Genomic DNA, 25,926 nt, shown 5'->3' with positions numbered 1-25,926 from the left:
GCCCCGGAAACCACCGAATGACCTGAGGATGGCGTCCGCCGCGCATCATGATTACTGATCCCTGAGCTCGGCGAACGAGCTTGCGGCTTTCGCGCCGCCGCGAAGCTTTCCGGACAGCCAGACGCCGAAAACCGTCGCGAGATAGGGCAATGCCTGCAGGAGATCGTGCGGAATCCTGTCGCCGAACGTCAACTGCGCCCGGATGCCGATGGCGCCGACGATGGCAAAGAACAAGGCGGCGAAGGTGGCACCCACGGGATGGGCCGCGCCAAAGATGACGGCAGCAAACGCCATGAAGCCGCGACCGGCCGTCATGCCCTGGGCAAAGAACTGCAGGCTGCCAGCGGCAAGTTCTGCGCCGCCAATCGCGCACAGCACCCCACCGATCGAAAGCGCCACGAGCCGCATGCGCGAGGGGTTGGCGCCGACGCCGCGCGCAGCGAACGGATGCTCCCCGCAGGCGGCCAGCCGCAGGCCGAAGCGCGTTCGCCGCAACAGCACCCACATGGCAAAGACGACGAGCGGCATGGCCGCAACCGAGACCGACAGCACGCCATAGGAACCGAAGGCCGGCCCCAATTTTGGAATGCCGAAAGGTGCCGTTACGGTTGCCTGGCTGCCGAAGATAGACTGGACGGCGAGCGCCGTACCGCCGATGCCGAGACCAGTCAGCCCGAGGCCGGCGATAATAGGATTGGCCTTCAACCTGTCGATGACGAACCAGAGAAGCACCGAGGCCAGCACGCAGGCGATGATGGCGATGAGGATGGCGGCGCCGACGGACTTTGTGAGCATGATGCCGAGAATTGTCGCGCAGGCGCCGATGATCATCAGGCCCTCGAGACCGAGGTTCCAGACCCCTGCCCGCTGCGCGATAACGCCGGCGAGCGTGACGTAGATCAGCGGCGTACCGGAGCGCAAGATGGCGATGAAGATCTCATTCATGTCGAACGCCCTCCAAGGCGCAGCACCTTGTCGATGAAGGTAGAGCGCGCGGTTATGAACAGCGCGATCGCCGCGTTGATGATGTCGATCGCCGCCGACGGCAGCCCCGCCATGATCGGCAGATAGAGTGCCGCCGAGGCAAGGCCGCCGAAGAACACGGCAGCAACCGCCGTTCCGAGAACGGAGAGATTGGCGACAAGCGCGATCAGGATCGCGGTGAACCCGTGCGCCGGCAGGAAGCCCGAGGCGATGCGGCCGTTCGGCCCCATGAACTCGATGGTGCCGGCAAGGCCCGCAAGCGCCCCCGAAATGAGGAAACTGGAGAGGCCGAGCTTCCAGAGGCGCGCGCCCTGCCATTCCACCATCGTGCCATTGCGGCCGGCAAGGCTTGCCAGGACGCCGTAGGAAGTTCGGTTCACCAGCAGCCACATGAAGATGCCAACGACCACCGCGATTGCGATGATCGCCGGGGAGAGACCGAGAGAATTCGAGATGCGGTAGGCCGCATCAAGCGGGCGGCTCGATGCCTGCTGGCCGGAACCTGAGGGATCCTTCAGCGGCCCTGAGGTGACATAGACCAGAAGCAGGCCGGCCATAAAGTTGCCCATCAGCGTTGTGATGACCTCGTCGGTGCCGGAGCGGAGCCGCAGCAATCCCGGCCACAGCGCCCAGAGAGCACCCCCGAGCATGCCGGCAAGAAGCAAGGCCGGGATAACCAGAAAGGCTGGTCCGCCTTTCAGAGCTTCGGCAGCAAAGGCGGCACAGATGGCACCGACATAGAACTGGCCCTGGGCACCGATGTTGAAGAAACCCGCCCGGAAGGAAATGCCGACGCCGACGGCCGTTATGAACAGCGGCAGCGCCCATCTGAGACTTTGCTCGATCGCGCCGCTTCGCAGGAATGCTCCATCGAGCACCGCCCAGAGCGTCACCGGGGCATTGTAACCGGCAAGCTGGAACACGAGCGCGCAGAGGATGAGCGCGAAGATCACAAAGATCAGACTGCGGACGACGGTGATGAGACTGTCTTTCATGCGCTTGCCCCTGCAACGGCACCGGTCATGGCCGCTCCCACCAACCCTATGTCGAAGGGCGCACGGAACTCGCCGTTCAGGCGTCCCGACAGCATCACCACGACGCGATCCGATATGTCGAAGAGCTCGTCGAGATCCGACGAGATCAGCAGTATGGCCGCGCCACGGTCGCGCGCCTGCCGGAGCGCCTGCCAAACGAAGGCGGTGGCCCCGATATCGAGGCCGCGGGTCGGCTGGGCTGCGATGATCAGCTTCGCATCGGGATCGATCTCCCGGGCGAGGATCACCTTCTGCGCATTGCCGCCCGACAGGGACCCCGCCTTCTGCGCGGAATTGTGGTAGTGAACGCTCCATTCCTTGAGTGACCGGTCGCAGGCATCGCGCACTGCCGAGGGACGGATCAGCTTGAGCAGCCTGCCCTGCAGCAGCTCCCTCGCGCTCCAGTTCTGCCAGAGCGAACTCGTGAGGCTGAGACCTTCGACGTTGCGCTCGAAGGGAATGATCCTAAGACCGATCGCGCGACGGTCGGCGAGAGGTTCGCCAGTCACGTCATGGCCTGCAAGCTGGATCGATCCACTTGTCAGGTCGGCGAGAGCAGAGATAGCCCGCACCAGCGTCTTCTGCCCGTTGCCTTCCACCCCGGCGATACCCACGATCTCACCCGGGCGGATCTCCAGATCGATGCCATCGAGGGCAATGCCCCCGCTGTCCGGCCGGGTGGAGACGGCCTTCATCGAAAGGATGGCAGGGCCGGCCGCATGCGCCGGCTGATCGGAGTCCCCACGGACCGGTGACTTCGTTCCGACCAATGCATCGCGATCGTGCCGATCGAGCGTCTTCGCTACAGCCGCACCGACGATGAGGTTGGCCAATCGCTCGCCCGAAACCTCAGCCACCGGAAGCGGCCCTTCGACCTTCTGGCCGCCCCGCAGCACCGTGACCGTGTCGGCGATGCCCAGCACCTCGCGGATCTTGTGCAGGATGAGGATAACTGTCACCCCACGTTCCCTAAGGCGGCGAACGCGCGCGAACAGCATGTCGATGCCCGCGGGAGACAGGACTGCGGTCGGCTCGTCAAGAATGAGGACGCGCGCATCCGTGACCAGCGCGCGGGCAATCTCTATGCCCTGCTGGGTCTCGATCGGCAGGTCTCGGATACGCCGGTTCAAGTCGACCTGGACGTCGAGCCCCGCGAGATGCGCCCGCCATTTTTTAGCGAGCCCCTTGCGGCTATAGATGCCGCCCTTGCCCGTAGCGCCAAACTCCATGGTCTCGGCGACGGTAAAGGACGGTGGCAACGCAAAACTCTGGTGGACGAGCTCCACGCCCGCGGCCCGGCTTTCGCTGACCCGCCCCGTCCGGATGTCGTCTCCCATCACGTTGACCGCGCCGGAGGTCGGCTGGACGAGGCCGGCGGCAACCCGTGCGAAGGTGGTCTTGCCGGCCCCGTTCTGACCGACGACCGCATGGATATGGCCAGGAGCGAACGAAGCTGAAACCTCCGACAACGCCGTCACGTCTCCGAATTTGACGGTGACGTTCCGGCACTCCAGGGCCGATTTCGGAGAATTGGACATGCAATGGTTCCCATCGAGAGCGGGAGGTTCGCGGCTGTCAACAGGGCTGGAAACGATCCGCGAACCCCAGTGACCTTCCCCAAGAGGGAAGGTCTGTGCCGACGTCCTTCGAAACTTCGGGCTGGCTCCGCGAGCCAGCGTCAGGAGATCAAAGGGTGGTGTTGAACGGAACCTTGATCGATCCATCCAGGATGCCGGCGCGAATCTTGGCGACCTCGACCAGCGCTTCCTTCGCCTTGGCGTTCAGATCCGCCGGCCCCTGTTCGGTGAAGACCGGCGAGAGAATGAAGTCGATGACGCCGGTGCCAAGCCCCGTATGCTCGTGCGCTCCGCCGTTCCATTCGGGCCCAACCGCCTTGCTGGCCTCGTTGTAGAGCGAGGCGCCGAAGTCCAGGCTGACGATCGATATCAGGGATTTCGGACCGAGCTCATACTGTCCGGGCGCGAGGCAGCTCACCATGCGCCCTTCCTTCTCGTTGGCCGCGGCAATGATGCCGCCGTCGGTGGCCGCCGCATCGGTCTGGATGTAGTCGATGCCGTCATTGTACATCTGGGTAGCGATTTCCTGACCCTTTGCAGGGTCCTGGAACGAGCCTGCAAAGGCGGCGATGACGGAGGCATCCGGTCGAATGGAATGCACGCCGGCCTTGAAGGCGTTGAAGTCTGCGTTGAGAGGCGGGATGGAAACGCCGCCGATGAAGCCGGTCTTGCCGGTCGACGACATCTTGGCCGCGAAAACTCCCGACAGATAGCAACCAAGATAGTAGTCGTAGGAAACGGTCACCACGTTCGGGATTGCCGGCTCGAAGGGGTCGGCGAAAAGCTGGATCCACTTGGTGTTGGGATAGGACGGCGCCAGCGCTTTGAAGGGCTCGGCCACTTCGTTGAAGGTCGAGACGATGATCGCCGCGCCCGCATCTCCCAGCGTGCGGTAGACCGTCTCGTAGGTCGCCGGATCCTGCGCGTAGACAGCGCGGTATTCGAAGCCCTTTTCTTCCGAAAGCTGCTTGAGCTTGGCGATCATCTGGTCCACCGGACCATTGTCGCCTGCAGCTTGCGTGTGGACCAGCGCGACCAGCCCGCCGGACGCACGGGCGAATTCGGGCACGATGCTGGCTGCAAAGCCGAGCGCCGCGGCACCCGCGCTCGCCTGCAGGAATGTCCGGCGCTGCATCATGTGCTGTGTAATCTTCCCAGTCTTGTCTGTCATGATCGTTCCCTCTTTTATCTTGTTGTTTCTCATTCGCATTTGCCACGGCGCTGGCGGTACTGGCGCCAGTTGCCGCCTCAAAGCGGCGGCGAATAGGAGGCCGGGTTCATAATCATCACCTCCTGCTTCTGGATCGCGTCCAGCGCCCAGACTTCGGAAATGAACTTCTGCCAGTCCGGATCGGCATACATGGCCGCGCGGCGCGCTTCGCGGTCAGCGAGGCTGTCGTAGGCCCACATCAGCACGGTCGTGTGAAGCGTTCCCAGTTCCGAGGCATAGAGACCGACGAACTTGTTGAGATGGCGCTTCTGCACGGGAAGGCCGTCGGCCTCGTACTTCTTCATCCACTTGTCGACCGTGCCGGGCTTGAAGGTGTAGGTGCGGTGTTCCAGGATCATCAGATTGCTTCCTATGCGTTCAGGACGAATTCGGCGCATTTCTCGCCGATCATGATGGCTGGCGCGTTGGTGTTGCCACTTGAGATGACCGGCATGATCGAGGCGTCCGCGACACGCAGCCCTTCGATACCGCGCACCTTGAGTCGCGCATCCACCACAGCCATGGGGTCGTTGCCCATCTTGGCGGTTCCAACCGGGTGGAAGGTTGTCATGGCGGTCGCCCGCAACCAGCTCGTCAAAGCGGCATCGTCGAGCGCTTCCGGCCCCGGTGCCAGCTCCTTGCCGCGATAGCGGTCGAAAGCCTTCTGGCCGACAATGTCACGGGTCAGCCGGATGGCATCGATCATCGTGCGAACGTCGAAATCGTCACGGAGGTAGTTGGCCTGGATCTTCGGCTTGTCCGTCGCGTTCGCCGAGCGCAACGTGATCTCGCCGCGGCTCACCGGATTGACGGGGCCGACGCGGATCGTGAACCCGTGGTTGGCCTCTACGGCCTGCTTCTTCCGGAACGGATTGGGGAAGTGCAGGTTGGCCGTCTTTTCCAGCGCCGGCATGAAGTGCAGCTGTATGTCGGGCGCAACCAGGCCGTCGTTCGAGCGGATGAAGGCACCGGCTTCATAGGGGAAGGTCGTGGTGACGCCCTCACCGAACAGCATGCCCTGGGCAACGGCGGGAATAAGCTTGTCCGCCCGCAGCTCGCTGAAGAGCGTGATCGGCTCCCGGCATTCCCAGCTCATGACGCAGTCGACGTGGTCCTGGAGGTTCTTGCCGACGCCAGGCAGGTCCAACACCGGCTCGATGCCAAGCGCCCGGAGCTCGTCCGCGGGTCCGATTCCGGACAGAAGCAACGCCTTGGGCGAATTGACCACCCCTGAGGAGAGGATCACCTCCCGCCCCGCACGGGCGCGTCCCAGCACGCCGTCTTTAAAATACTCGACGCCGCACGCCCGGTCGCCTTCGATGATCAGGCGCGTGATCTCCGCCCCCGTCAGCACGGTGAGGTTCTTGCGGCCGAGTGCCGGACGCAGGAACGCCCATGATGTGGACCAGCGCTTTCCCTTGCGGATGGTGAAGTCATAGCGGCCAAAGCCTTCTTGCGTCTCTCCGTTGAAGTCATCGTTGGCCGGATAGCCGGCCTGGATGCCCGCCTCGCAGAACACGTCCATCAGCGGATTGTTGCCACGGGCTCGGCAGACGGTGAGTTCCCCGTCGCCACTGTGGAAGGCATCCTTCCGCTGTACATGCGTTTCGGAACGTCGGAATGCCGGCAGCACTTCCTCATAGGACCAGCCGGGCAATCCGAGCTGCGACCAGCGATCGTAGTCGTGGCGATTGCCGCGCACGTAGATCATGCCGTTGATGGTGGAGGTCCCGCCCAGCACTTTGCCGCGCGGCCAATAGAGCGAGCGGCCATTGAGATAAGGCTCGGGCTCGGTGTGATAATGCCAGTTGTAGATGCCCGAATGGAACAGCTTGCCCATCAGCATCGGCAGCCGGAACAGCGGGTTGCGATCCTTGCCGCCAGCCTCGATCAAAAGCACGCGGTTTGCCGGGTTCTTCGACAGACGGTTCGCAAGGACACAACCGGCCGAGCCCGCGCCAACGACGATGAAATCATATTCCGGGTTACGCGCCATGGTTCACCACGCGATGGGCCGGCCGCCCATCGCCTCCAAATAAGAATTGCAGAGAAGGAACGGATTTTCTCGGCCGAGCACCTTGTCGGCAAAGGCGGGATGCTCGCGCTGGACATAGGCGACATGGTCCGTGCGCCCCTCGGCAACGCCGGCTTCCGAAAAAATGTCAGCCGCAGCCGCGCCGAAGCCGAGGAAAACGACCGGCTTGCCTCGCGCCACAAGCATTTCGACCACGCGCAGCATCAACGGCCGCCAGAAGGACAGATGCCCGCGCGACTGGTGTGGATCGATATCGACACGGAAGCGAGAGAGCGTCAGCGAGGCATTGAGCAGGAGAACACCCTCCCCGACCCAACGGTCGGCGATCAGGCTCGGCGGCTCGAACGAACCCGCCGGATCGCACAGCAGATGCCGCACATCGGGCCAGTGGTCGAAATCGCGCGCCAGACTTTCGTCACCAAGGCGTGCGGCCGCAATCAGCTGCATGTAGGCGCGAATGCTCTTCGAGAACATCTTGTCCAGCTCACCCCAGGCGGCGAGATTGCCGGCCTCGAAAGCGCGCCCCGTCGCAAAACCCGGTTCGGGATAAGGATCCTGCCCAAGAACCAGGCAGCGAACGCCATCGGGCGCAATTCCGTCGAACGCCGCCAGGGCATGCGCGCCCCTTGGCTGACCGGGAAAAACCTTGCCGCGGCGCGCCGGGAAGATCGGCTCCCACGGCTCCAGTTCGAGGTCCGCATCGATACGGGCGAAATCGTCGCCGACGGGGCCGAGCGCATCGCGCCATGCATTCGGAAGGTCGCCCTCCCAGCCTGCAAACGTCTCCGCCATTGCCTCCTTCAAGCGCATCGGCATTACGGCTCTCCTTCCGTTCATTGAGGATGAGACTAGACAAAAGCTGACCAAAGTGTCAACTTTCAAAAGCAAAAAAAATGACGACTCGGTCAACGTTTCTTGACTGCATCGTCAACTTATGGCGAAGGGCGATACGCTTGCATTTCGCTGGAAAACGCGGCAATTGCAAAGGCAATCTCGCCACCACGCATGATTGCCTGGTAGGAAGCGACGGCGAGATGGAGGCGAAACCATATGGCAAGGGCAGTACGAGATCCCGAAGAGCGCATCCGCGAACGTAACGTGCGGCTGATCATCAAGGCGGGGATCGAGATATTTGCCCGCAAGGGCTTCGATGGCACGCGCATCGCCGAGATTGCCGAGGCTTCGGGCCTGCCCAAGGCAAACGTCTACTACTACTTCTCGTCCAAGGAGGAGATCTACACCGCCATCATCGCGCATCTGCTCGCCAGTTGGGACGATGCACTGAAATACATTTCGCCGGAGCGCGAACCGGCGGAGGCGTTCAGGCTCTACATCAAGGCGAAGCTGGAATACACGCGCAAGAACATGGCCGAGTCCCGGCTCTTCGCCAGCGAAATCATTCAAGGCGCCCGCTTCCTGACCAAGAAGGATCGCGAACACATCCGTCAGGTAACGGATACTCATGTCGCGGTCATCGAGGGCTGGATCGCCGCTGGCAAGATGCTGCCGGTCGATCCACGTCATCTCTTCATCATGCTCTGGGCGTCGACCCAGTTTTACTCGGACTTCGAACCCGTCGCCGTCGACGCGCTCAAAAAGCCCCGTTTGAAAGCCGATGACTACGAAAAGGCGGCGGCCACGATCACCGAGACGATCCTGAGAGGTATCCTCCGGCAGCCCTAAGCCCGGCGAGCGAACAAAGGCGCTTGCGCACGATCCTGGGCTGTACGGCCGGGTGATCAAGCTCGTTTCAGGTTGGCGCTTACCGCAAAACTTCGCCACGCGGCGACATCAAACAAGATCGAAGAAGCACCGGACGTTGCCTTTTTGGCAATCGACGTTGCGAATATCTGTGCTTCTTCGGCAAGGGAAACTCTGGATAATTGGCCGTGCAAGCAACTCTTCAGAGACCAGCAAGATGGCCTATGTCATTACCGAACCCTGCATCGACGTGAAGGATGGCGACTGCACCGCCGCCTGCCCTGTCGACTGCATCTACGAGGGTGGCCGTACCTTCTACATCCACCCCGATGAATGCATAAATTGCGGGCTCTGTCTTTCGATCTGCCCCGTCGATGCCATCGTCTGGGATCACGAGATCGCCGACAACCAGCGCCATTTCATCGCTGTGAACAAGGAGTTCTTCGGAGCCGACGTCACCGGAATGGGCTCACCGGGCGGGTGGAGCAAGGAGTGCTCGACGGTGCAGGACCATCCCTTCGTTGCCGCCTTCGAGAAAGCGGTAACCGTCGCATAAGCAGACCTGATCCACAGGAGCAAGACAGGGCAGCTGCACAGACGCAGGTCGACGGTTGCCCAGAGAAACGAAACTTGAGGCCGGTAGAAAGCCGTCCCATCTCGGCCCTCGCCGCACGTATCCCGAGATGTTTTTGCGGCCTCGCCGCTTGGGCTCACCAGCCGGAATAATAGGCCCGCGTCGCCGCGGCGAGCTTGGTCACGAGTTCACGCTCGCAGTTCAGCCGCGGAAGGTCCGCACGCGCCTGCTGCAGGAGTTCGGCCCGGGCACCTTCGAAATCGACCTGAGTCAGCTTCCCATCGCGCATGATCTCCTGTCCGCCGACGTAAAGTCCCTTCGCGTGCGCCGCCGTCATTCGCGTGAGCAGAACCTCGGCCTCGTCCAGATCGTCTATCAAGCTATCGGCGATCAGCGCACCGTAGTCCACGAGGACGAGGTCTTCGTTCGCTGGCGCATTCACAACCTTGGCGCCGACATGGATCGCGGCATCGAAGACGCGACGTGCCGTAAAGGTCCGCGCCAGGTCGCGGCCACCGTGCAACAGATGGCCGAGGCGCAGTTCGCGCCAAAGGTCCTGGTCGTCGTCAAACCCCGTGCCGTCGAGGCCGAAAGCGAAGGCGGGCCCGCTTGCCGGAATGGCAGCGAGCGGCGCCACGCCTGAACGCAGGCGCAAGTTTGCCGACGGGTTCGAAACAAGTTGCACACCCCTTGCTGCCAGCAGCCCCAGCTCATCCGGCCGCAGTTGAACGCCATGGGCAACGGCAAGGCGGGGCGAGAGGAAGCCGATATCGTCGAGGTATCGGACGACCCCTTGCGGAAAGCGCCTGTCCAGCCACAGCCTCTGCCTTGGGCTTTCGAGGAGATGCATGTGAATGCGACGACCCGTTGCGTGAGAGGCCTCGGCGATGCTTTCGAGCAGTGCATTGGAGCACCACTGCGGCCCGATCGGGCCGTACTGGACATCGATCAGCGGGTTGGTGTTGGCTGCGGCGACCGAGTCGGCCGCCGAAATCTGGATTGAAGGCGGGGCATATTGGGGGATCGAGGCACTGAGTTCGTCCCAGTCTGCCGGAGCGAGATACGGCCGCAATCGCTGCGGCCCGCCATCATAAGCCCACGGATCGTAGTCGAGAAGCGGGCAGGATAGCGCAAGTCTGATGCCTACGTCGCGGGCCGCGCGCATCACCGCACCAGCCTCCTCCACCAGTCGGTCGACATTCAGCGAATTGTGACAATGCATGGTCGCACCGATGCCCGTTTGCGCCAGCCGGGAGAATGCCACGAGCGCTTCCAGGTAGGGATCGGTGCGCGGTCGGAGCCGAAGCCCGGGGATCCAAACTTCCAGAGCATCGTCGACATTGCCGAAATCGAGCGTGCGGATGCCATAGCCGTGGTCATGCGCGTTGACGGGCGGCGGCATCAGGAGGGCATTGGCCGGGATCGCAGCCGAGGAGGCACCGTCAGGCAGATGCCGCAAGAGGTTTGGCTCACGCCTTGCGGCCTCGTGGCCAGGATGCAAAAGAAGTCGCCCGGGGACCTGGCGTTCACTCAAGGATTGATTGCCTCCATGATCTGGTCGCTGAACCTCAGCAGTTCCGCACCAACGAATTCGATGACGGCTTCGGCCGCGTGGGTTCGCTGCCGGCGTCGCTGCACGAGAATTCCGATATGCAGGTTCTGAAGGCGCGATCCGGAAAGCGGTATCGGAACGACATCGCCTGCCTTGATTTCCGCGAGGAAGCCGATCGGCGTGAAGAAAGCCACTCCCTGCCCCGAGATGATGAATGGCTTGAGCATCATCTGGCTGTTCGACAGCACAAAGGGCCGCCCGGTTCGTTCGAAGACCGAGAGTTCGATTTCGATGAGCGAGCGGATCGGCTGCGTATCGAGTTGCAGAAGCAGGTCGTACTGAGCGCATTCGGCGAGCGAGACCTGCCGCTGCTTCGCCAACGGATGTCCCCGTCCGACGAAAGCCATCAGCGGCATCGGTACGCGAAAGAGCATCTCCGTGTCGTCTGGACGGGCGAGATCAAAGGTCAACCCCATGTCGACATCACCTTCGGCAACCAGGCTGCTGATGTTGCCGTGACCGGCGGTGTGGATATGGAAGCTCACGCCCGGATGGATGCTGTGGAACGTGTTGACCATGTCCGGCAGGAACTGGATGGCCAGGCTGTCCAGACAAGACATTTGCACGCGACCGGCCTTTTTTCCCTGCAAGGCGCCGAGGTCGCTGCGCAGAAGCTCGAAATTCTCAAGCGTGACCCGGGCGTGGCGCAGCACGTTTTCCCCGGCGACGGTCAGCCTCAGGCCGTTCGAGAGCCGTTCGAACAGGGCGATCCCGAGCTCGTCCTCCAGTTTCTTGATCTGCCGGCTGACCGCCGAGGATGCGACGTGAAGCTCCTCGGAGGCCTTGCGAATGGACCCGGACCGCGCGACCGAGACGAAATATTTCAGGATGCTGGCGTGCATTCGATTGGAACCTCCCCTCCCCTGGGCTCCGACCTATAACACGCTCATCGTCCCCTCCAAACGGGCGCGCGCTTCTCCTGGAAGGCGCTGACGCCTTCCAGAGCATCCTCGCTTTTAAGCGCCTTCACGAGTGCAGGCGTGCGCAGCCCTTGTGCTTCCGCCGGCGACAGATGCCCGGTGCGATTGACAGTCTGTTTGATCGCGCGAAGCGAAAGCGGCGCGCAGGCGACGATTTCGGCCACCCAGCGGGCAACGGCGGCATCGAGCTCCTCGGGTTCAGCCACCTCGTTTACGATGCCGAAGCTTTGCATCTCGGCTGCGGAAAACCGCCGGCCGGTCAACAAAACGCCCATCGCGAGATTGTGAGGGATCCTGCGCTGGAGAAGCACCATGCCGCCATCGAGCGGCAGGCGTCCGACGCGGGCCTCGGGCAGACCGAACGCCGCCTTCGTCGAGGCAACGACGATATCACAACCGAGAACCATCTCGAATCCGCCGCCCAGCGCATAGCCGTTGACCCTGGCGATTACAGGAACATCCAGCGAGCGGCGAAAGGCGAGCCCGCCGAAACCGTTCGGCCGGCTCTCGCTCCAGTAGTCGAGGCCGGTCTTTTCGGCCCCTTTAAGATCCGCTCCGGCGCAAAATGCCCGTTCGCCTGCGCCCGTCAGCACGACGCAGCTTACGTCGTCGCGGGCTTCAATCTCCTGCCAGATAGCCTCCAGTTCGCCTTCGGTCGCTGCGTCCACCGCATTCATCCGTTCCGGACGGTTTAGCGTGACCGTCGCAACGCGGTCTTTTACGACGAACTCGACGCTCATGCCGCATCTCCCTGGCGAACGGGGAGCCCCGAGAGTATCTCGTCATTGTGCTCGCCGAGCTTCGGCGGGGCGATGCGCACCGTTACGGTCGCCGCCGACATATCGATCGGCGAACCGACCAGCCGGATCGGACCGGCCTTCGTTTCGCCGGCGTGAAGGATCATGCCGTTGATCACCGTCTGCTCGTCGTCGAGTGCTTCGGGAAGCGAGCGTACCGGCGCGCAGAGAATGTCCACCTGCTCCAGCCGGCCGAGCCAATGGGCGCTGCTGTTCTTCGCGAACGCCTCGCGGAAGACCTGCTGCAATTCCGGCCGGCGCTGCATCTGTGCGTCGAAATCGGCAAATTGCGGCCGTAGGGACAGATCCTCGATCTCCAATGCCGTGCAAATGTCGCGCAGCGGGTTCTGCTTGAACGCGCCGACCATGACGATGGCGCCGTCGGTGGTCTCGAACACGCCTGTCAGAGGGAAAGCGCCCCAGTTCAGGTCCTTCTCCCGCATCATGTGCGTGGTGCCTTCCTGCATCTGCATGGCGAGCATCGAGCTGTAGAGACTGACCGCAACCTGCTGGCCGTGGCCGGTCTTTTCACGGTGCAGCAAGGCAAGCAGAATGCCCTGGACGAGGTGCATGCCGGCCGAATAGTCGGCAAGCGGCGTCGCGTAGATCGACAGCGGATGGCTCGCGTCCGACTTGCGGCGCATGACACCGGAAAGCGCCTGCGCGAGGATGTCCTGTCCGCCCTTGTGCCGATAAGGCCCCTCCAGGCCAAAGCCCGTACCGACGGCGTAGATCAGCCGCGGATTGCTCTTCCTGAGCTCTTCATAACCGAAGCCCATGCGCTCCATGACATCGGGGCGAAAATTGTTGACGACCACGTCGGCCGTGTCGATCAGGGCGCGCACCGCGGCACGCGCCTCATCCTGCTTGAGGTCGAGCGCCAGGCTCTTCTTGTTGCGGTTGAGCGACGAGAAGACCGGATTGTTGAGGCCGTCCGGATCCGACCCCAGTGACCAGCGCGAGAGATCGCCGATCTTGGCCTTTTCGACCTTGATGACCTCGGCGCCATAGTCGGCCAGCATCTGCGTGCAGCACGGGCCCAGCATGACCTGGGTGAAATCGACGACGCGGATACCGTTGAGGGGAAGAGATGTCATTCTGCGGCCTCCAGATAGGTTGCATTATCGGATGGTACGTCGCCGGGATCGGCGCCCTGGGCCCGCAGCTGCTTCTGGATTGCCCGGACATCGGCGTCCCGCACCTTCACGCCGGCGTTGAGCGCAACGGTGGCGGCAACGCCGGCAGCCTCGCCCATCGCCATGCACGGCGGGATTTCGCGGCTCGACTTCTGGGCCTGGATCGTCGCCGAATAGTGCCTGCCCGCGACGATCAGCTGGTCGACTTCTTTCGGCAGCATGGCCCGGTAGGGCGTGTAGTAGTCGCGGCCGCGGCACACCGTATCGGCGAAGTGCTGGCGGTTCATCACGTCGTCCTTGGTAACGACATATTCGCCCTGGAGCAGTCGCGACTGGCGCACGCCCGTCTGTGGTGCAAAATCGATCACATGGGCATTTTCGAAGCCCGGCAAGTTGGCCCGCGCGAAGTCGAGCAGGCGAGCAATGCGGGACCGCCCTTCGAGTTCCGCGTAGGTCAGGTCTTCGACGTTGAGGCCGGAGAGCTTCGGCATGTGCGGGCAGTTCAGCCAGATGACGCCCGGCAGCGGCGTCTTCAACCACCAGAACGACCAGCAACCGCCGATCAGACGCTTGGCCTCATGATCGATCGCCTTGAACTTTTCCGGTTCTTCGAATTCGAAGCGCTCTGCTGCGGCGGTGTCGATCCCACCCCAGCGGGAAACGGTCGTCAGGATGAAATTGCCGTCCGTATGCTGGGCGCCGGCGTCGGCAGCGACGTCGAGGTCGCCCGAGGCGTCGATCACGACGTCGCCCATGATGGCCTCCCGACCGGATTTCGTCTGGCAGACCACGCCCTTCATCGTGCCGTTTTCGACGATCGCCGAGGAGAACCAGCTGTGCGTCCTCAGCTTCACGCCGGATTCGCGAAGGATGTCATAGGAGACCCGTTTGAACGCGTCCGGATCAAAGGCGGCCGCATAGCAGATCGGATGTGGCGCGGATGGCGTGTGGAAGTCGAACAAGCCCCAGCGCGCCCACTTTTGCCAGGCTTCCGGCGTGTCGCGAAAGTCGAGCTGGCGGTCGCCGTCCGTTGGGGTGACGCAGAGACCGAGCGTCTTCATCCGTTCGATCATCTCCATGCAGATGCCGCGCACGGTGATTTCAAGCCCGTTGACCATGTCGTCGAGGACCAGAACCATGCCGCCAGCGGCAAGGCCGCCGACATAGGGGTAGCGTTCCAGCAGCGTGACGCTCGCTCCCGTGCGCGCCGCCGAAACCGCGGCGGAGATGCCAGCCGGTCCGCCGCCGACGACGACCACGTCGGAGCGGTCGACGATCCTGGCATTGCGCGAGGGTTCTTTGATTGTTTCCATAATCGTTCCTCCATAGGGGACCTGTCCGGCGAAATGTGAGGAGCTCACAGCCAGTGACTTCGTCGGTTGACCGGACCCGGATATCCAGGTCCGGCAGCAAGGGGTTTGGGGGTCAGTGGTCCGTCGTCGGTTTCCAACGGACGATCTTCGATTCCGCGAACGAAACAGCGAAGAAGAGAACCACGGCAAGCGAAGCCGCAATCACCACTGTCGCATAGAGCAGAGGCGAACGGAAATTGTAGGTCGCCTCGATGATCAGGGCGCCGAGGCCGTAGCTGGAGCCGATCCACTCGGCGACAATCGCGCCCATCACGCTGCTGGTTGCCGCAATCTTCAGCGCAGCGAAAAGGAAAGGCAGCGAGCCTGGCAGGCGAACCCTCCAGAAGATTTCGGAGTTGCTGGCAGACAGGATGCGCATCAGATCGAGCATTGCGGGGCTCGCCGACTTCAGTCCCTGGACCATGTTGACGAGGGTCGGGAAGAAACAGATCAGGCCTGCAATGATGATCTTCGGTGCGATGCCGTTGCCGACGAGCAGCACCAGGATCGGCGCCAGCGCGATGATCGGGATCGACTTGATGATCACGGCGATCGGATAGAAGGCGCGCTCGGCGAGCGGGCTGTGGACGAACCAGACCGCCAGAAGAACGGCAATGACATTGCCGAATATGAAGCCGAGAACCGCTTCCATGAGCGTCGGCCAGAAGTTCGTCCACAGGATGCCGGCGTTTTCGCCGAAGGCCTTGATGACGTCGACTGGCCCGGGCGCCATGAACGTTGGCACCGAAAAGCCCCAGACGACGAGCTGCCAAAGCAGGATGCAACCAAGGATCGCAAGCGTCGCCGGCAGATGTCGCAGGGCAGCGCTGACGGCAGCGTCGAGCGCCCTGAACCTGTTGCCGTCAGTCAAGTCGCGGCCATCCGCTTGTGATGGTAGGGCATTTGCCATCAGCATTCTCCCAAAAGTTTGCGCAGATAGGCGGTAACCTTAATGAACTCGACCGTGTCGCGCATCGCGAGAGACCGCGGATAGGGTAAGTCGACCTTCATGAACTCCTTCACTCGGCCCGGATGGGCCGCGAGCATCAGCAGATGTTGACCGAGAAAGACCGCCTCGGGGATCGAATGGGTAACGAAGAGGATGGTGGTCCCGGTTTCCTGCCAGAGGCGCAGCAACTCTTCGTTCAACTTGTCGCGCGTGATCTCGTCGAGCGCGCCGAAGGGCTCATCCATCAACAGGATGCGGGGCCGGGTCACCAGCGCGCGGGCGATCGCCACGCGTTGGCGTTGGCCGCCCGACAGTTCGTGCGGCATCGCCTTTTCGCGCCCCTTCAGCCCGACGAGAGCCAGAAGTTCTTCCGGATCCGCGTAGGTCGCACCCGCTTCGCGTTTTCCCACCAGCAGCGGGAGACGCACATTGTCGATCACATTGCGCCATGGCAGCAACGTCGCCTCCTGGAAGACGAAGGCGAAATCGCGGCCCTCGCGCGCCTTGCGCGGCGTCTGGCCATGCACGGACACGGAGCCATCGGTGATGTGCACGAGATCCGCGACCGTGCGCAACAGGGTGGACTTGCCGCAGCCGGACGGGCCGAGCATGGTCACGAGCGAGCCGGCAGGTATCTCGACCGAGACGTCGGAGAGTGCGGTGAAGCCGGAGTCATCTGCGCCGAAGCGGATATGAAGATTCTTCACCGACACGGCGGAGCTACCGACTGCTGCCTGGTTGGGTCTGCTACGCGTTTCCAGCATCGCCTTAACCTACGCTCTTGCGGACATCGGCTGTCGCATCCAGGATTGCCATCGTGTAGACGTCGTCTGCATTCGGGACGGGGCCCGTGAACTGTCCGAGATCCGCATAGGTCTTGATCTGCTCTTCCCAGTTTGCCTGGTCCATGCCACCCCATCCCTCGGTAGCGGTGGTTTCGTTGAACACGAACTTCATCAGCGGCCCGATGGCCTCGATCTCGCTCGCCTTGTCCAGGTTCGGGTAGGATTCGAGCAGGATGTCGACGGCCTCTTCCTGGTGATCGCGCGCATGGCCCCATCCGCGTGCCGAACCCGACACGAATGCAGCAAGGTGGTCCGCGTGATTTTGCAGCTGGTCGTCGGTGGTATAGTAGACGTTGGCATAGAGGCGGATACCGCCGTCCCATAGCGTCAGGTCGACCCGGTCATCACCCAGAACCTTCAAGGCGTTGACATTCGTCAGCCAGCCACAGACCGCATCAGCCTGGCCGGTCACGAGCTGGTTCATGTCCGAACCCATGTTGACGATCTTGACCTGGTCTTCCGATATCCCGTTCTTGGCGAGGAGCGCACGAAGCAGAATGACCGAAGTCGGGATCGCTGCGATCGTCTTGCCGATCATGTCCTGAGGCTTGGCAATCGGGTTTGCCTTGCGGGAGAAGTACGCGAAGGGATGTTTCTGGTAGCCGGCTGCGAATGCCTTGATCGGCGCGCCGGCCGAACGTGCCAGCATCACCGATGGGCTGGAGGAGATCTGGCCGATCGTCGACTGGCCGACGGCGACGCCAGCAACGCCGTCGACATTCGGTCCGCCAGGCACGATTTCGAGCTCGATGCTCTTCTCGGCGTAGTAACCCTTCCTGCGGGCAACGAGTTCTCCAAGAAGCCCGTTGGAAGGCAGCCAGCCGAGCTGCATCCGAATCGTCGTGGAATCGGCGGCTAGACCGGGCGAAACATTGATAAGGCTATGGGTCGCAGCAATCGCGCCCATTGCGGCCGCATTCGAAAGGAAACCTCGGCGGTTCATCATAAAACGAGACATATCGTTCCCCTTGCTTGTTATGGGGTCGATGATGATGGAATTTGGCATCTCATAAAGCACAATTTTTAGCGGTTGGTATTGCCGATATGGCAACGCTCAAGGGCCATTCAGGTTTGCCGTTTCGGCAATGGCGGGCTCGAAAGATTGTGCTTTGTGCGAGTTCGATCCCGTCCGATAAGCGAAGACAGGATCAAAGTCTGAACGCCGCGGAGGTATAGATATGGTGCAGAAGAACCTGATCGACGGGGAATGGATCGCCAGTAGCGAAGTGTCCCGCAACATCAATCCATCGAACACCAACGATGTGGTGGGCGAATATGCCCGTGCGTCTGCCGACGATGCCCGCGCCGCGATCGCCGCTGCAAAGGAAGCGTTTCCGGCCTGGTCGCACTCCGGCATCCTCGAGCGCCACGCGATCCTGAGGAAGACCGCCGACGAGATCCTTGCCCGCAAGGACGAGCTCGGAAGGCTGTTGTCGCGCGAGGAAGGCAAGACGCTGGTCGAAGGCATCGGCGAGACGGTGCGTGCCGGCCAGATCTTCGACTTCTTCGCCGGCGAATGCCTGCGACTGGCGGGCGAAGTTCTGCCGTCGGCGCGACCCAATATCGGCGTCGAGATCACCCGCGAGCCGGTCGGCGTCGTCGGCATCATCACGCCCTGGAACTTCCCGATCGCCATCCCCGCCTGGAAGATCGCGCCGGCGCTTTGTTACGGCAACACCGTCGTCTTCAAGCCGGCCGAACTGGTGCCCGGCAGTTCCTGGGCCATCGTCGACATCCTCCATCGCGCCGGCCTGCCGAAGGGCGTGTTGAACCTCGTCATGGGCAAGGGCTCGGTCGTCGGCCAGGCGATGCTCGACAGCCCCGATATCCACGCCATCACCTTCACCGGCTCGACCGGCACGGGCAAACGCGTGGCGCTGGCCTCGGTCGAGCACAATCGCAAATACCAGCTGGAGATGGGCGGCAAGAACCCCTTCGTCGTGCTCGACGATGCCGATCTGTCGGTGGCGGTCGAGGCCGCGGTCAACTCCGCCTTCTTCTCCACCGGCCAGCGCTGCACCGCCTCCTCGCGCATCATCGTCACCGAGGGCATCCACGATCGCTTCGTGGCCGCCATGGGCGAACGGATGAAGGGGCTGACGATCGACGATGCCTTGAAATCCGGCACCCATATCGGCCCGGTGGTCGATGAGAGCCAGCTCAACCAGGACACCGACTACATCGCCATCGGCAAGCAGGAGGGCGCCAAGCTCGCCTTTGGCGGCGAGCTCCTGAAGCGCGACACGCCCGGCTTCTACCTGCAGCCAGCGCTGTTCACCGAGGCGACCAATCAGATGCGGATTTCGCGGGAAGAAATCTTCGGGCCGGTCGCGTCCGTCATCCGCGTCCGCGATTACGACGAGGCGCTCACTGTGGCCAACGACACCCCCTTCGGCCTGTCCTCGGGCATCGCCACCACCAGCCTCAAGCATGCGACCCATTTCAAGCGCAATGCCGAGGCCGGCATGGTCATGGTCAACCTGCCGACGGCCGGCGTCGATTTCCACGTGCCCTTCGGCGGCCGCAAGGGCTCGTCCCATGGCTCGCGCGAGCAGGGCCGCTACGCCGCCGAGTTCTACACCACCGTCAAGACGGCCTACACGTCGGCGTAGATGTGAGCATTCACCCCGCCGTTCGACTGGCGATTAACGTGTTGAACGGCGGGGCAATTCCAATGATCCGACTGACGCAGCAACCGCTAACACGCGGCTCATCAACTCTGGGGATTAAATCCGCTCTCAGAGGACGGCATAGAGGGAGCGCGACGACACCACATACTGGATCGCCGCAAGCAGGAGCGCGACCGCAACGATCACGCCGATACGCAAAATCCTATCAAGGAAGGTTTCCTGGCCCTGCATCGTCAAACCTCGTTCTTCGCCAGGTGTATTCGACAATCGCCAAAGCCAAAGTATCATCCTCGCGAGCCTCAGCACAGATCGCGATGAAGAGGCGCAGATACGACGGATGACTTTGTAGGCCCGTCCGCGGCTCTTGATCAGCTACGAACGGGCTCAGAGAGATCGAACTGACTAGAGGGCAGCGCGCTTGTCATGCCTTGCGACGCGAGCAAGCAGGTAGTCGACTTCTGTTCGCGCTGTCGGGGTCAGCATCTGGGCCGGCTTGCGTTGGGCGTCGGAGGCGATGACGCCACGGCGTTTCAGAACATGCTTGCGAACGGCAAGGCCGATGCCAAGCTGTTGCTCGTAACGGATCAAAGGCAGGTGCGCATCGAAGAGATCGTGCGCTTCATCCCTTTTTCCGGCCGCAAACAATCCCATGAATTCGGTGAGCATGTCCGGGAAGCCATAGCCGGTCATCGCTCCGTCCGCGCCTCGTTCCGGCTCGAAGTCTAGGAACATGCCGCCATTGCCGCAGAGCACCGAAAAGTCGCGAAGTTCTTTCGCCTTCTGCATGGCGCGCAGCTTCGATATCTTTTCAAGGCCGGGCCAGTCCTCGTGCTTCAGCATCAGGCAGGACGTGTGGTTGGACATGATCTTCGCGATGACGCCTGATGTCATGACGACCGTGAGGGTCAGCGGATAGTCCTGGAGAACCCACGGTACATCCTCGCCGACAGCTTCCACCGCGCCGGCGAAGTAGTTGACGATCTGGTCATCGGTGCGCAGGGCGGGAGGCGGAGCGATCATCACGCCAGCGGCACCCATTTCCATCGAGTCACGCGCCAACGAGCGCATGCTGGCAAAACCTGGAGCGGAGACGCCGACGATCACCGGAATTTTGGACCGGGAGACCACGCGCTTGACGATGGCACGGCTTTCCTCCGGTTCGAGCTTCGGGGCCTCGCCCATGATGCCGAGGATCGTGACGCCGGTGCAGCCGCTCTCCTCATAAAAGTCCGTCAGCTTGTCGATCGAATTGAAATCAATCGAGCCGTCCTCGAAGAACGGGGTGGTTGCGATGGCGTAGACGCCCTTGGATTGCGTGCTGAACGTCATTTCTGGCTGTCCTTCCAGGCCTCATACCGGGCCTTCGTTTCTGCATTCATTGGGTAAAGACCGGGAAGCGGCACGCCCCGATCGACTTCACTCATGATCCAGGCCTCCATGCGCTCCTGTTCAGGCGCTTCGGCGAGCACCTCGTCGAGAAGCGCTGCCGGGATGAGGACTGCACCGTCGTCATCGACCACGACAATGTCGTCCGGAAGCACGGCAACGCCGCCGCAATTGATCGGCTCCTGCCATCCGACAAAGGTCAGCCCTGCGACCGACGGCGGTGCTGCGATGCCATTGCACCACACCTTCATGCCGCTCGCCAACACTCCCTCGGCGTCGCGCATCACGCCGTCGGTGACGAGGCCGACAACGTTGCGTTTCGCCATCCGGGCACACAGGATGTCGCCGAAGATGCCGGCATCGCCGATGCCCATCGCGTCGACGACCGCGACACAGCCCTCGGGCATCGCCTCGATCGCCGCCCGGGTGGAGATCGGCGATGCCCAGCTCGCAGGCGTGGCGAGGTCCTCCCGGGCAGGGATGAAGCGCAGGGTAAATGCCTTGCCGACAACCCGCCCCTGGCCAGGCTTCAGCGGCTTGGTGCCACGCATCCAGACATTGCGAAGCCCTCTTTTGAGCAGAACCGTCGTTAGCGTCGCAGTGGATACGCCCTTCAGGGTTTCAACGACGTGAGGCTCAAGTGTCATGATCGATCTCGCCCAAATCAGATGCTGTTGATCAGACCGCCATCGACGCGGATGACGGAGCCGGTGATGTAGGATGCGCGGGGGCTGGCAAGGAAGGTGACGGTGTCGCCGTATTCCTTCGGGTCGCCGTAGCGCCCGACTGGAATGGACCCGGTACTTTCGGCGGTGACGTCGGCGACCGGCCGGTTTTCACGCTTCGCCTTCTGCTCGTCCAGGAACACGATCCGCCCGGTGGCGATCCGTCCCGGCAACACGATGTTTGCGGTGATGCCATCGCGCCCGACCTCGCGCGCCAAGGTTTTTGACCAGCCCACAAGCGCCAGGCGCAGGCTGTTCGAAATCCCGAGATTTGCAATCGGTGCGACGACGCCTGAAGACGTGGAGGTGATGATGCGTCCCCATTTGCGCTCGCGCATCGTCGGCAGAACGGCATCGGTGACCGCGATCACCGAGCGAACCATGAGGTCGAAGTACTTCGACCAATCGTCGGGCGACTGGCCTGCGGCCGGCGTCGGCGGCGGGCCGCCGGTGTTGTTGACCAGGATGTCGACCGGGCCAAACGCATTGTTTATGGCGTCGAGCTTCCGACCAACCAGGGACAGGTCGCCAATATCCCAGGTGAGCGGAATGGCCTTGCCACCCTCGGCCTTGATTGCATCCGCGGTCGCCTTGGCGCTTTCCTCGTGGATGTCGGCGACGACGACGGAAACATCTTCGGCCGCAAGCGACCTTGCGATTGCGCCGCCAAGTCCACCGCCGGCGCCGAAGACAAGCGCCGTCTTGCCGTTCAAATGTAGATCCACCTCTTCCTCCTTTGTTTCCGGGCCACTATGGCAACGCGCAAACAAGAGAAAAACCTTCCTTTTTATTCCTTCAGACGATAGTAAAAGTATCGATGGAAACCCGCTTTCTCGAAACCTTCCTGGCCGTCGTTCAACACGGCTCTCTGGCTGAGGCGTCGCGCCGCCTGGGTGTGACGCCGGCCGCGGTCGCGCAACGTATCCAGGCGTTGGAAGACGAGATCGGGCTGCCCCTTCTGGCGCGATCAGGCCGGCGGGTGAAGCCAACCGAAGCGGGCGTCGCGATCCTTGAAAAGAGCCGACGCGTTCTATCGGAAGTCAGACAGTTGAAAGGACTGGCACACGACGACCAGGCATTCGGAGAACTGCGGCTTGGTGCCATCTCGACGGCACTGACGGGCCTGCTTCCGAATGCGCTACGAAAAGTGTTCGACACGACGCCGGGCGTCGACATCTTCCTGCTGCCGGGAACGTCGGCAGAGCTCTATAACAGCGTGCTGGAGGAAAAGATCGACGCGGCGATCCTCGTCAAACCGCCCTTCCCGATACCCAAGACCTTACATTGGGAACTGATCCGGTCGGAGCCGTTCGTCCTTCTGGCGCCGCCCGACCTCGCGAACTTCACCGCCGACCGCTTGCTTCGCGAGCAACCATTCATCCGATACGACAGAAGCAATTGGGGCGGCCGCTTGGCAGATGCCTATCTTCAATCCCAGCGGATTCTTCCTCGCGAGTGGCTGGAACTCGACTCGCTCGAAGCCATATCGGTCATGGTTGAAGCTGGACTAGGCGTATCGCTCATGCCCGACTGGCGTTCGTCCCTCTTCGACAACCTGCGCGTTGCCCGGCTTCCGCTGCGCAACGCACCGTGCCGCGAGATCGGCTTGCTCAGACCTCGCAACGTGCCATCAGCCCGACTGATACAGGCCATTCTCGATGCCATTCGATTATAGAGCGGACCGAACTTCCGGCCGCAGGGGCCGTCCTCGTTCTGGTCTTTACGCGCACCACGATGGCTCGAAGCCGACCCGACGATGGGCTCGTAGACCAACAGTGGATATCTCCGAGAGATCAGTGACTTTCCGGGCCCTGCATCCACTGCGGGATATCCCGTTTGGCATGAAGCACACGCCAAACGTCGATATAATCAGCCTGCTCGCGATAGAAGACGAGATATGGGTATCTCTTCAAATAGACGTTCCGCAAATCAGGTAATCCCAATTCGTACGAATATCTCAATGATCCAGATTCCGGATGGTTCGCGATCAAATCGTATGCCGTTTGAAGAGCGTCGATAAATCCGTGGGCAACTTCAGGTCCCGCCTCGCTTGCGTAATAGTCGACGGCCGCTTCGGCATCATTGCGAGCCAATTCACGTGGAATAATCCGTTTGTAACTCACTTGGCCTGCCGAACTCGTTCGCGCAACCTGGTGAAATAATCAGCGTCGGCCGGTTCAGTCTGATCAGAGGAAGCACCGTCAAGCAACAGCCTGCGCAATGTGAGCCGGTCCTGATCTCGACGAATCAACTCCCGGATATACTCACTGCTCGTCCCATAGCCCCGCCCGGCGACTTGCTCATCGACGAAGCTCTTCAAATAGTCCGGCAGAGAAATGTTCATTGTGCTCATGTGAAAAAGAATACCGTCCTTGGCAAAAAATGGCAAGGACGGTTGATTCCAACAACTTTCACGAGACGCGATAATGCCTAACGCGGTGGCGTTCACCTGATGCGGATTCTACTCGGCCGGCACGGGCCTTGTTTCGCACAGGCGGATGGCGGTGCACCGCCGGGGCCGCCTGAACTATGCCGGCGTACCCGCAGAGCGCATGCGGTCCTATCTCGGCCGCTTCGCCGAGGCGCTTTCCTGGCCTTGAGGCTGCTGCCGTCGAGCCCCAAGGGACCAGCCGGCAAAGCGGACCAGGAGCCCGCGAAAATGCGCCTCTATGAAGCGCGCCCAATCGCGCGGCTCCTCGGGATTGTCCAGATCCCGCCGGGCAACCACATAGCCGATCCCCCGCAACATCGCGGCCGCCTCAGTGCCGAAAGGCACGCAGCGGTTTGCCGCTGCGCTGGGTGACGCCGACGCCGGGAGCCGCGCCGACCTCCGCATTGGAGGCAGCAAGCAGCGGCTTGCCGCGCACCATGTCTGAGCCACGCTCGGCGAGCATGATCGTCGGCGCGTTGAGGTTGGCGTTCGGCTCTGCCGGGAAGACGGAGCTGTCGATGACCCGGAGGCCGCCGATGCCGCGCACCCGGAGTTCGCTGTCGACGACGGCCATCTCGTCCTCGCCCATGCGGCAGGAGCCGCAGGGGTGGTAGGTGCTTTCCATGGTCTCACGCACCCAGGCGTCGATCTCGTCGTTGCTGCGCACATCCTTGCCGGGCGCGATCTCCTCGCCGCGGAAGCGGTCGAAGGCGGGTTGGGCGATGATTTCGCGGGTGAGCCGCAGGCAGCGCCGAAAACCTTCGCGGTCCTCCTCGCGGTCGAGATAGTTGAAGAGGATATCCGGCTGCTCGTGCGCCTCCGGCGAGCGCAGCCGCACATAACCGCGGCTCTTCGGCTTGTTCGGCCCCGTCAGCACCATGAAACCGTGACCGTCGAGCGGCTTCTTGCCGTCATAGCGCATGGCGGCGGGCAGGAAGTGAAACTGGATATCCGGCCACTGGAGGGAGGCGTCGGAACGAATGAAGCCGCCGCTCTCGAAATGGTTGGAGACCGAAAGCCCCTTCTTGAAGAGCAGCCATTCCGCGCCGATCAGGGCTTTGCTCAAAAGCCCCATCTTGCCGTTGAGCGTGATCGGCTCCTTGCAGGCATACTGGATGTAGACCTCGGAGTGGTCCTGCAGATTCTCGCCGACGCCTGGCAGATCGTGCAGCACCTCGACGCCCGCCTTTTGCAGCACGGCAGCCGGGCCGATGCCGGAGCGTTGCAGGAGGTGCGGCGAGCCGATCGGGCCGGAGGAAATCAGCACTTCGCGGCTTGCCTTCGCCACGACGCGCTCCCCACCCAGCTCGTATTCAACGCCGACGGCACGTTTTCCCTCGAGCAGTACACGCCGCGTCATGGCGTGGGTGACGACCGTGAGGTTCGGCCGGCTCATCGCCGGCTTGAGATAGGCATTGGCCGTCGACCAGCGCACGCCGTCCTTGACGGTCATGTGCATCGGCCCGAAGCCCTCCTGCATATGGCCGTTCGGGTCTTTCGTCGTGATATAGCCCGCCTCGCGGCCGGCATCGACGAAGGCCCGGTAGAGCGGGTTCCGCATCCTGTTGCCGGCATTGGTGGCGAGCGGGCCGGCGGCGCCGCGATAGGCGTCGCCCCCGTCCTGCCAGCTTTCGGCGCGCTGGAAATAGGGCAGGCAATTGGCATAGCGCCAGCCGCGCGCCCCAAGCTCCTCCCACTCGTCGAAGTCGCGGGCATGGCCGCGCATGTAGACAAGCCCGTTGATCGAGGAGGAACCGCCGATGACCTTTCCACGCGGGCAGTGGACCCGGCGGCCGTCGAGGCCGGGCTCCGGCAGGGTCATGTATTTCCAGTTGTATTTCGTGCCGTTCATCGGGATGGACAGCGCCGTCGGCATCTGAATGAAGATCGACTTGTCGCTGCCGCCGTATTCGAGGACCAGGACTTTTACGGCCGGGTCTTCCGAAAGCCGGTTGGCGAGCACGCAGCCGGCCGATCCGGCGCCGATGATGATGTAGTCGTAGGTATCGCTCATGGCAGTCATCCCGA

The 25,926-nt window shown here is 62.4% G+C and carries 26 protein-coding genes; 4 read left to right on the top strand and 22 right to left on the bottom strand.

Annotated elements, in window-relative coordinates:
* Positions 1-51: 51 nt before the first annotated feature.
* The 7 genes from ACN9MO_RS22695 to ACN9MO_RS22665 form a co-directional block, all read right to left on the bottom strand.
* A complete protein-coding gene (locus tag ACN9MO_RS22695; RefSeq protein ID WP_057251128.1) occupies positions 52-945 on the bottom strand; it encodes an ABC transporter permease in 894 nt (297 codons plus the stop codon).
* Positions 942-1,979, bottom strand: a complete 1,038-nt coding sequence (locus ACN9MO_RS22690; protein ID WP_057251127.1) for an ABC transporter permease — start codon at positions 1,977-1,979, stop codon at positions 942-944. Before ACN9MO_RS22690 ends, ACN9MO_RS22695 begins: the two co-directional genes overlap by 4 nt.
* Positions 1,976-3,556: an ATP-binding cassette domain-containing protein gene (locus tag ACN9MO_RS22685; RefSeq protein ID WP_113133733.1), complete on the bottom strand. Its 1,581-nt coding sequence runs from the start codon at positions 3,554-3,556 to the stop codon at positions 1,976-1,978. The genes ACN9MO_RS22690 and ACN9MO_RS22685 overlap by 4 nt, the downstream gene beginning before the upstream one ends.
* Positions 3,557-3,704: 148 nt before the next feature.
* Complete coding sequence (locus ACN9MO_RS22680; RefSeq protein WP_057251184.1) at positions 3,705-4,730, bottom strand: BMP family ABC transporter substrate-binding protein; 1,026 nt, start codon at positions 4,728-4,730, stop codon at positions 3,705-3,707.
* A gap of 113 nt (positions 4,731-4,843) precedes the next feature.
* Entirely contained in the window at positions 4,844-5,164 is a 321-nt protein-coding gene (locus tag ACN9MO_RS22675; protein ID WP_057251125.1) for an NIPSNAP family protein, read from the bottom strand.
* A gap of 11 nt (positions 5,165-5,175) precedes the next feature.
* Positions 5,176-6,801: a GMC family oxidoreductase gene (locus ACN9MO_RS22670; protein WP_057251124.1), complete on the bottom strand. Its 1,626-nt coding sequence runs from the start codon at positions 6,799-6,801 to the stop codon at positions 5,176-5,178.
* A 3-nt stretch (positions 6,802-6,804) separates the two neighbouring features.
* Positions 6,805-7,632, bottom strand: coding sequence for a uracil-DNA glycosylase (locus tag ACN9MO_RS22665; RefSeq protein ID WP_057251183.1), 828 nt, complete (start codon positions 7,630-7,632; stop codon positions 6,805-6,807).
* 258 nt (positions 7,633-7,890) lie between these two features.
* Here ACN9MO_RS22665 and ACN9MO_RS22660 point away from each other — a divergent pair, with 258 nt between their 5' ends.
* Positions 7,891-8,523: a TetR family transcriptional regulator C-terminal domain-containing protein gene (locus tag ACN9MO_RS22660; protein ID WP_057251123.1), complete on the top strand. Its 633-nt coding sequence runs from the start codon at positions 7,891-7,893 to the stop codon at positions 8,521-8,523.
* A gap of 235 nt (positions 8,524-8,758) precedes the next feature.
* Positions 8,759-9,097: a ferredoxin gene (gene fdxA / locus ACN9MO_RS22655; RefSeq protein ID WP_057251122.1), complete on the top strand. Its 339-nt coding sequence runs from the start codon at positions 8,759-8,761 to the stop codon at positions 9,095-9,097.
* Positions 9,098-9,251: 154 nt separating this feature from the next.
* On the opposite strand, the gene ACN9MO_RS22650 is transcribed toward fdxA, so the two are convergent.
* The 8 genes from ACN9MO_RS22650 to ACN9MO_RS22615 form a co-directional block, all read right to left on the bottom strand.
* Positions 9,252-10,517, bottom strand: a complete 1,266-nt coding sequence (locus ACN9MO_RS22650; RefSeq protein ID WP_113133735.1) for an amidohydrolase family protein — start codon at positions 10,515-10,517, stop codon at positions 9,252-9,254.
* Between the two features lie 128 nt (positions 10,518-10,645).
* Complete coding sequence (locus ACN9MO_RS22645) at positions 10,646-11,569, bottom strand: LysR family transcriptional regulator (protein WP_057251120.1); 924 nt, start codon at positions 11,567-11,569, stop codon at positions 10,646-10,648.
* 44 nt (positions 11,570-11,613) lie between these two features.
* Positions 11,614-12,387 (bottom strand): enoyl-CoA hydratase-related protein, encoded by a 774-nt coding sequence (locus tag ACN9MO_RS22640; protein ID WP_057251119.1) that lies wholly within the window; start codon positions 12,385-12,387, stop codon positions 11,614-11,616.
* On the bottom strand, positions 12,384-13,541 hold the full coding sequence (locus ACN9MO_RS22635) for a CaiB/BaiF CoA transferase family protein (RefSeq protein WP_057251118.1): 1,158 nt from the start codon (positions 13,539-13,541) through the stop codon (positions 12,384-12,386). The genes ACN9MO_RS22640 and ACN9MO_RS22635 overlap by 4 nt, the downstream gene beginning before the upstream one ends.
* Complete coding sequence (locus ACN9MO_RS22630) at positions 13,538-14,893, bottom strand: FAD-dependent oxidoreductase (protein WP_200964175.1); 1,356 nt, start codon at positions 14,891-14,893, stop codon at positions 13,538-13,540. The genes ACN9MO_RS22635 and ACN9MO_RS22630 overlap by 4 nt, the downstream gene beginning before the upstream one ends.
* 112 nt (positions 14,894-15,005) lie before the next feature.
* On the bottom strand, positions 15,006-15,842 hold the full coding sequence (locus ACN9MO_RS22625; protein ID WP_057251117.1) for an ABC transporter permease: 837 nt from the start codon (positions 15,840-15,842) through the stop codon (positions 15,006-15,008).
* Complete coding sequence (locus tag ACN9MO_RS22620) at positions 15,842-16,645, bottom strand: ABC transporter ATP-binding protein (protein WP_057251116.1); 804 nt, start codon at positions 16,643-16,645, stop codon at positions 15,842-15,844. The genes ACN9MO_RS22625 and ACN9MO_RS22620 overlap by 1 nt, the downstream gene beginning before the upstream one ends.
* Positions 16,646-16,649: 4 nt before the next feature.
* Positions 16,650-17,684 carry an ABC transporter substrate-binding protein gene (locus tag ACN9MO_RS22615; protein WP_057251181.1) on the bottom strand — a complete coding sequence of 345 codons (1,035 nt, stop codon included), beginning with the start codon at positions 17,682-17,684 and terminating at the stop codon, positions 16,650-16,652.
* Positions 17,685-17,904: 220 nt separating this feature from the next.
* Between ACN9MO_RS22615 and ACN9MO_RS22610 the strand changes: the two genes are divergently transcribed.
* Positions 17,905-19,338: an aldehyde dehydrogenase family protein gene (locus ACN9MO_RS22610; protein ID WP_425987861.1), complete on the top strand. Its 1,434-nt coding sequence runs from the start codon at positions 17,905-17,907 to the stop codon at positions 19,336-19,338.
* 126 nt (positions 19,339-19,464) lie between these two features.
* On the opposite strand, the gene ACN9MO_RS22605 is transcribed toward ACN9MO_RS22610, so the two are convergent.
* The 4 genes from ACN9MO_RS22605 to ACN9MO_RS22590 all read right to left on the bottom strand — a co-directional run bounded on the left by ACN9MO_RS22605 (position 19,465) and on the right by ACN9MO_RS22590 (position 22,192).
* Positions 19,465-19,587, bottom strand: a complete 123-nt coding sequence (locus ACN9MO_RS22605; protein WP_256436675.1) for a hypothetical protein — start codon at positions 19,585-19,587, stop codon at positions 19,465-19,467.
* Between the two features lie 171 nt (positions 19,588-19,758).
* The gene (locus ACN9MO_RS22600) at positions 19,759-20,685 is read right to left on the bottom strand and encodes a dihydrodipicolinate synthase family protein (protein WP_113133844.1); all 927 of its coding nucleotides are present in this window, start codon (positions 20,683-20,685) and stop codon (positions 19,759-19,761) included.
* Positions 20,682-21,389: a ribonuclease activity regulator RraA gene (locus ACN9MO_RS22595; RefSeq protein ID WP_057248677.1), complete on the bottom strand. Its 708-nt coding sequence runs from the start codon at positions 21,387-21,389 to the stop codon at positions 20,682-20,684. Before ACN9MO_RS22595 ends, ACN9MO_RS22600 begins: the two co-directional genes overlap by 4 nt.
* 17 nt (positions 21,390-21,406) lie before the next feature.
* Positions 21,407-22,192, bottom strand: a complete 786-nt coding sequence (locus ACN9MO_RS22590) for an SDR family oxidoreductase (RefSeq protein WP_057248678.1) — start codon at positions 22,190-22,192, stop codon at positions 21,407-21,409.
* Positions 22,193-22,284: 92 nt separating this feature from the next.
* Here ACN9MO_RS22590 and ACN9MO_RS22585 point away from each other — a divergent pair, with 92 nt between their 5' ends.
* Complete coding sequence (locus ACN9MO_RS22585; RefSeq protein ID WP_057248679.1) at positions 22,285-23,142, top strand: LysR family transcriptional regulator; 858 nt, start codon at positions 22,285-22,287, stop codon at positions 23,140-23,142.
* Positions 23,143-23,260: 118 nt separating this feature from the next.
* On the opposite strand, the gene ACN9MO_RS22580 is transcribed toward ACN9MO_RS22585, so the two are convergent.
* The 3 genes from ACN9MO_RS22580 to betA all read right to left on the bottom strand — a co-directional run bounded on the left by ACN9MO_RS22580 (position 23,261) and on the right by betA (position 25,912).
* Positions 23,261-23,590: a type II toxin-antitoxin system RelE/ParE family toxin gene (locus ACN9MO_RS22580; protein ID WP_057248680.1), complete on the bottom strand. Its 330-nt coding sequence runs from the start codon at positions 23,588-23,590 to the stop codon at positions 23,261-23,263.
* Positions 23,587-23,820 (bottom strand): type II toxin-antitoxin system ParD family antitoxin, encoded by a 234-nt coding sequence (locus tag ACN9MO_RS22575; RefSeq protein ID WP_057248799.1) that lies wholly within the window; start codon positions 23,818-23,820, stop codon positions 23,587-23,589. The genes ACN9MO_RS22580 and ACN9MO_RS22575 overlap by 4 nt, the downstream gene beginning before the upstream one ends.
* 406 nt (positions 23,821-24,226) lie before the next feature.
* Positions 24,227-25,912, bottom strand: coding sequence for a choline dehydrogenase (betA, locus tag ACN9MO_RS22570; RefSeq protein ID WP_057248682.1), 1,686 nt, complete (start codon positions 25,910-25,912; stop codon positions 24,227-24,229).
* Positions 25,913-25,926: the final 14 nt, after the last annotated feature.

The organism is Ensifer sp. R-19 (assembly GCF_049905105.1).
GTDB lineage: Bacteria > Pseudomonadota > Alphaproteobacteria > Rhizobiales > Rhizobiaceae > Ensifer.
This window is presented reverse-complemented; position numbering and strand designations above follow the sequence as displayed.

What these genes read in the sequence shown, in the direction of transcription:
- ACN9MO_RS22695 (WP_057251128.1), bottom strand. Translation starts at nt 945, where the DNA reads ATGAATGAGATCTTCATCGCCATCTTGCGCTCCGGTACGCCGCTGATC.
- ACN9MO_RS22690 (WP_057251127.1), bottom strand. Translation starts at nt 1,979, where the DNA reads ATGAAAGACAGTCTCATCACCGTCGTCCGCAGTCTGATCTTTGTGATC.
- ACN9MO_RS22685 (WP_113133733.1), bottom strand. Translation starts at nt 3,556, where the DNA reads ATGTCCAATTCTCCGAAATCGGCCCTGGAGTGCCGGAACGTCACCGTC.
- ACN9MO_RS22680 (WP_057251184.1), bottom strand. Translation starts at nt 4,730, where the DNA reads ATGCAGCGCCGGACATTCCTGCAGGCGAGCGCGGGTGCCGCGGCGCTC.
- ACN9MO_RS22675 (WP_057251125.1), bottom strand. Translation starts at nt 5,164, where the DNA reads ATGATCCTGGAACACCGCACCTACACCTTCAAGCCCGGCACGGTCGAC.
- ACN9MO_RS22670 (WP_057251124.1), bottom strand. Translation starts at nt 6,801, where the DNA reads ATGGCGCGTAACCCGGAATATGATTTCATCGTCGTTGGCGCGGGCTCG.
- ACN9MO_RS22665 (WP_057251183.1), bottom strand. Translation starts at nt 7,632, where the DNA reads ATGGCGGAGACGTTTGCAGGCTGGGAGGGCGACCTTCCGAATGCATGG.
- ACN9MO_RS22660 (WP_057251123.1), top strand. Translation starts at nt 7,891, where the DNA reads ATGGCAAGGGCAGTACGAGATCCCGAAGAGCGCATCCGCGAACGTAAC.
- fdxA (WP_057251122.1), top strand. Translation starts at nt 8,759, where the DNA reads ATGGCCTATGTCATTACCGAACCCTGCATCGACGTGAAGGATGGCGAC.
- ACN9MO_RS22650 (WP_113133735.1), bottom strand. Translation starts at nt 10,517, where the DNA reads ATGCCGCCGCCCGTCAACGCGCATGACCACGGCTATGGCATCCGCACG.
- ACN9MO_RS22645 (WP_057251120.1), bottom strand. Translation starts at nt 11,569, where the DNA reads ATGCACGCCAGCATCCTGAAATATTTCGTCTCGGTCGCGCGGTCCGGG.
- ACN9MO_RS22640 (WP_057251119.1), bottom strand. Translation starts at nt 12,387, where the DNA reads ATGAGCGTCGAGTTCGTCGTAAAAGACCGCGTTGCGACGGTCACGCTA.
- ACN9MO_RS22635 (WP_057251118.1), bottom strand. Translation starts at nt 13,541, where the DNA reads ATGACATCTCTTCCCCTCAACGGTATCCGCGTCGTCGATTTCACCCAG.
- ACN9MO_RS22630 (WP_200964175.1), bottom strand. Translation starts at nt 14,893, where the DNA reads ATGGAAACAATCAAAGAACCCTCGCGCAATGCCAGGATCGTCGACCGC.
- ACN9MO_RS22625 (WP_057251117.1), bottom strand. Translation starts at nt 15,842, where the DNA reads ATGGCAAATGCCCTACCATCACAAGCGGATGGCCGCGACTTGACTGAC.
- ACN9MO_RS22620 (WP_057251116.1), bottom strand. Translation starts at nt 16,645, where the DNA reads ATGCTGGAAACGCGTAGCAGACCCAACCAGGCAGCAGTCGGTAGCTCC.
- ACN9MO_RS22615 (WP_057251181.1), bottom strand. Translation starts at nt 17,684, where the DNA reads ATGTCTCGTTTTATGATGAACCGCCGAGGTTTCCTTTCGAATGCGGCC.
- ACN9MO_RS22610 (WP_425987861.1), top strand. Translation starts at nt 17,905, where the DNA reads ATGGTGCAGAAGAACCTGATCGACGGGGAATGGATCGCCAGTAGCGAA.
- ACN9MO_RS22605 (WP_256436675.1), bottom strand. Translation starts at nt 19,587, where the DNA reads ATGCAGGGCCAGGAAACCTTCCTTGATAGGATTTTGCGTATCGGCGTG.
- ACN9MO_RS22600 (WP_113133844.1), bottom strand. Translation starts at nt 20,685, where the DNA reads ATGACGTTCAGCACGCAATCCAAGGGCGTCTACGCCATCGCAACCACC.
- ACN9MO_RS22595 (WP_057248677.1), bottom strand. Translation starts at nt 21,389, where the DNA reads ATGACACTTGAGCCTCACGTCGTTGAAACCCTGAAGGGCGTATCCACT.
- ACN9MO_RS22585 (WP_057248679.1), top strand. Translation starts at nt 22,285, where the DNA reads ATGGAAACCCGCTTTCTCGAAACCTTCCTGGCCGTCGTTCAACACGGC.
- ACN9MO_RS22575 (WP_057248799.1), bottom strand. Translation starts at nt 23,820, where the DNA reads ATGAGCACAATGAACATTTCTCTGCCGGACTATTTGAAGAGCTTCGTC.
- betA (WP_057248682.1), bottom strand. Translation starts at nt 25,912, where the DNA reads ATGAGCGATACCTACGACTACATCATCATCGGCGCCGGATCGGCCGGC.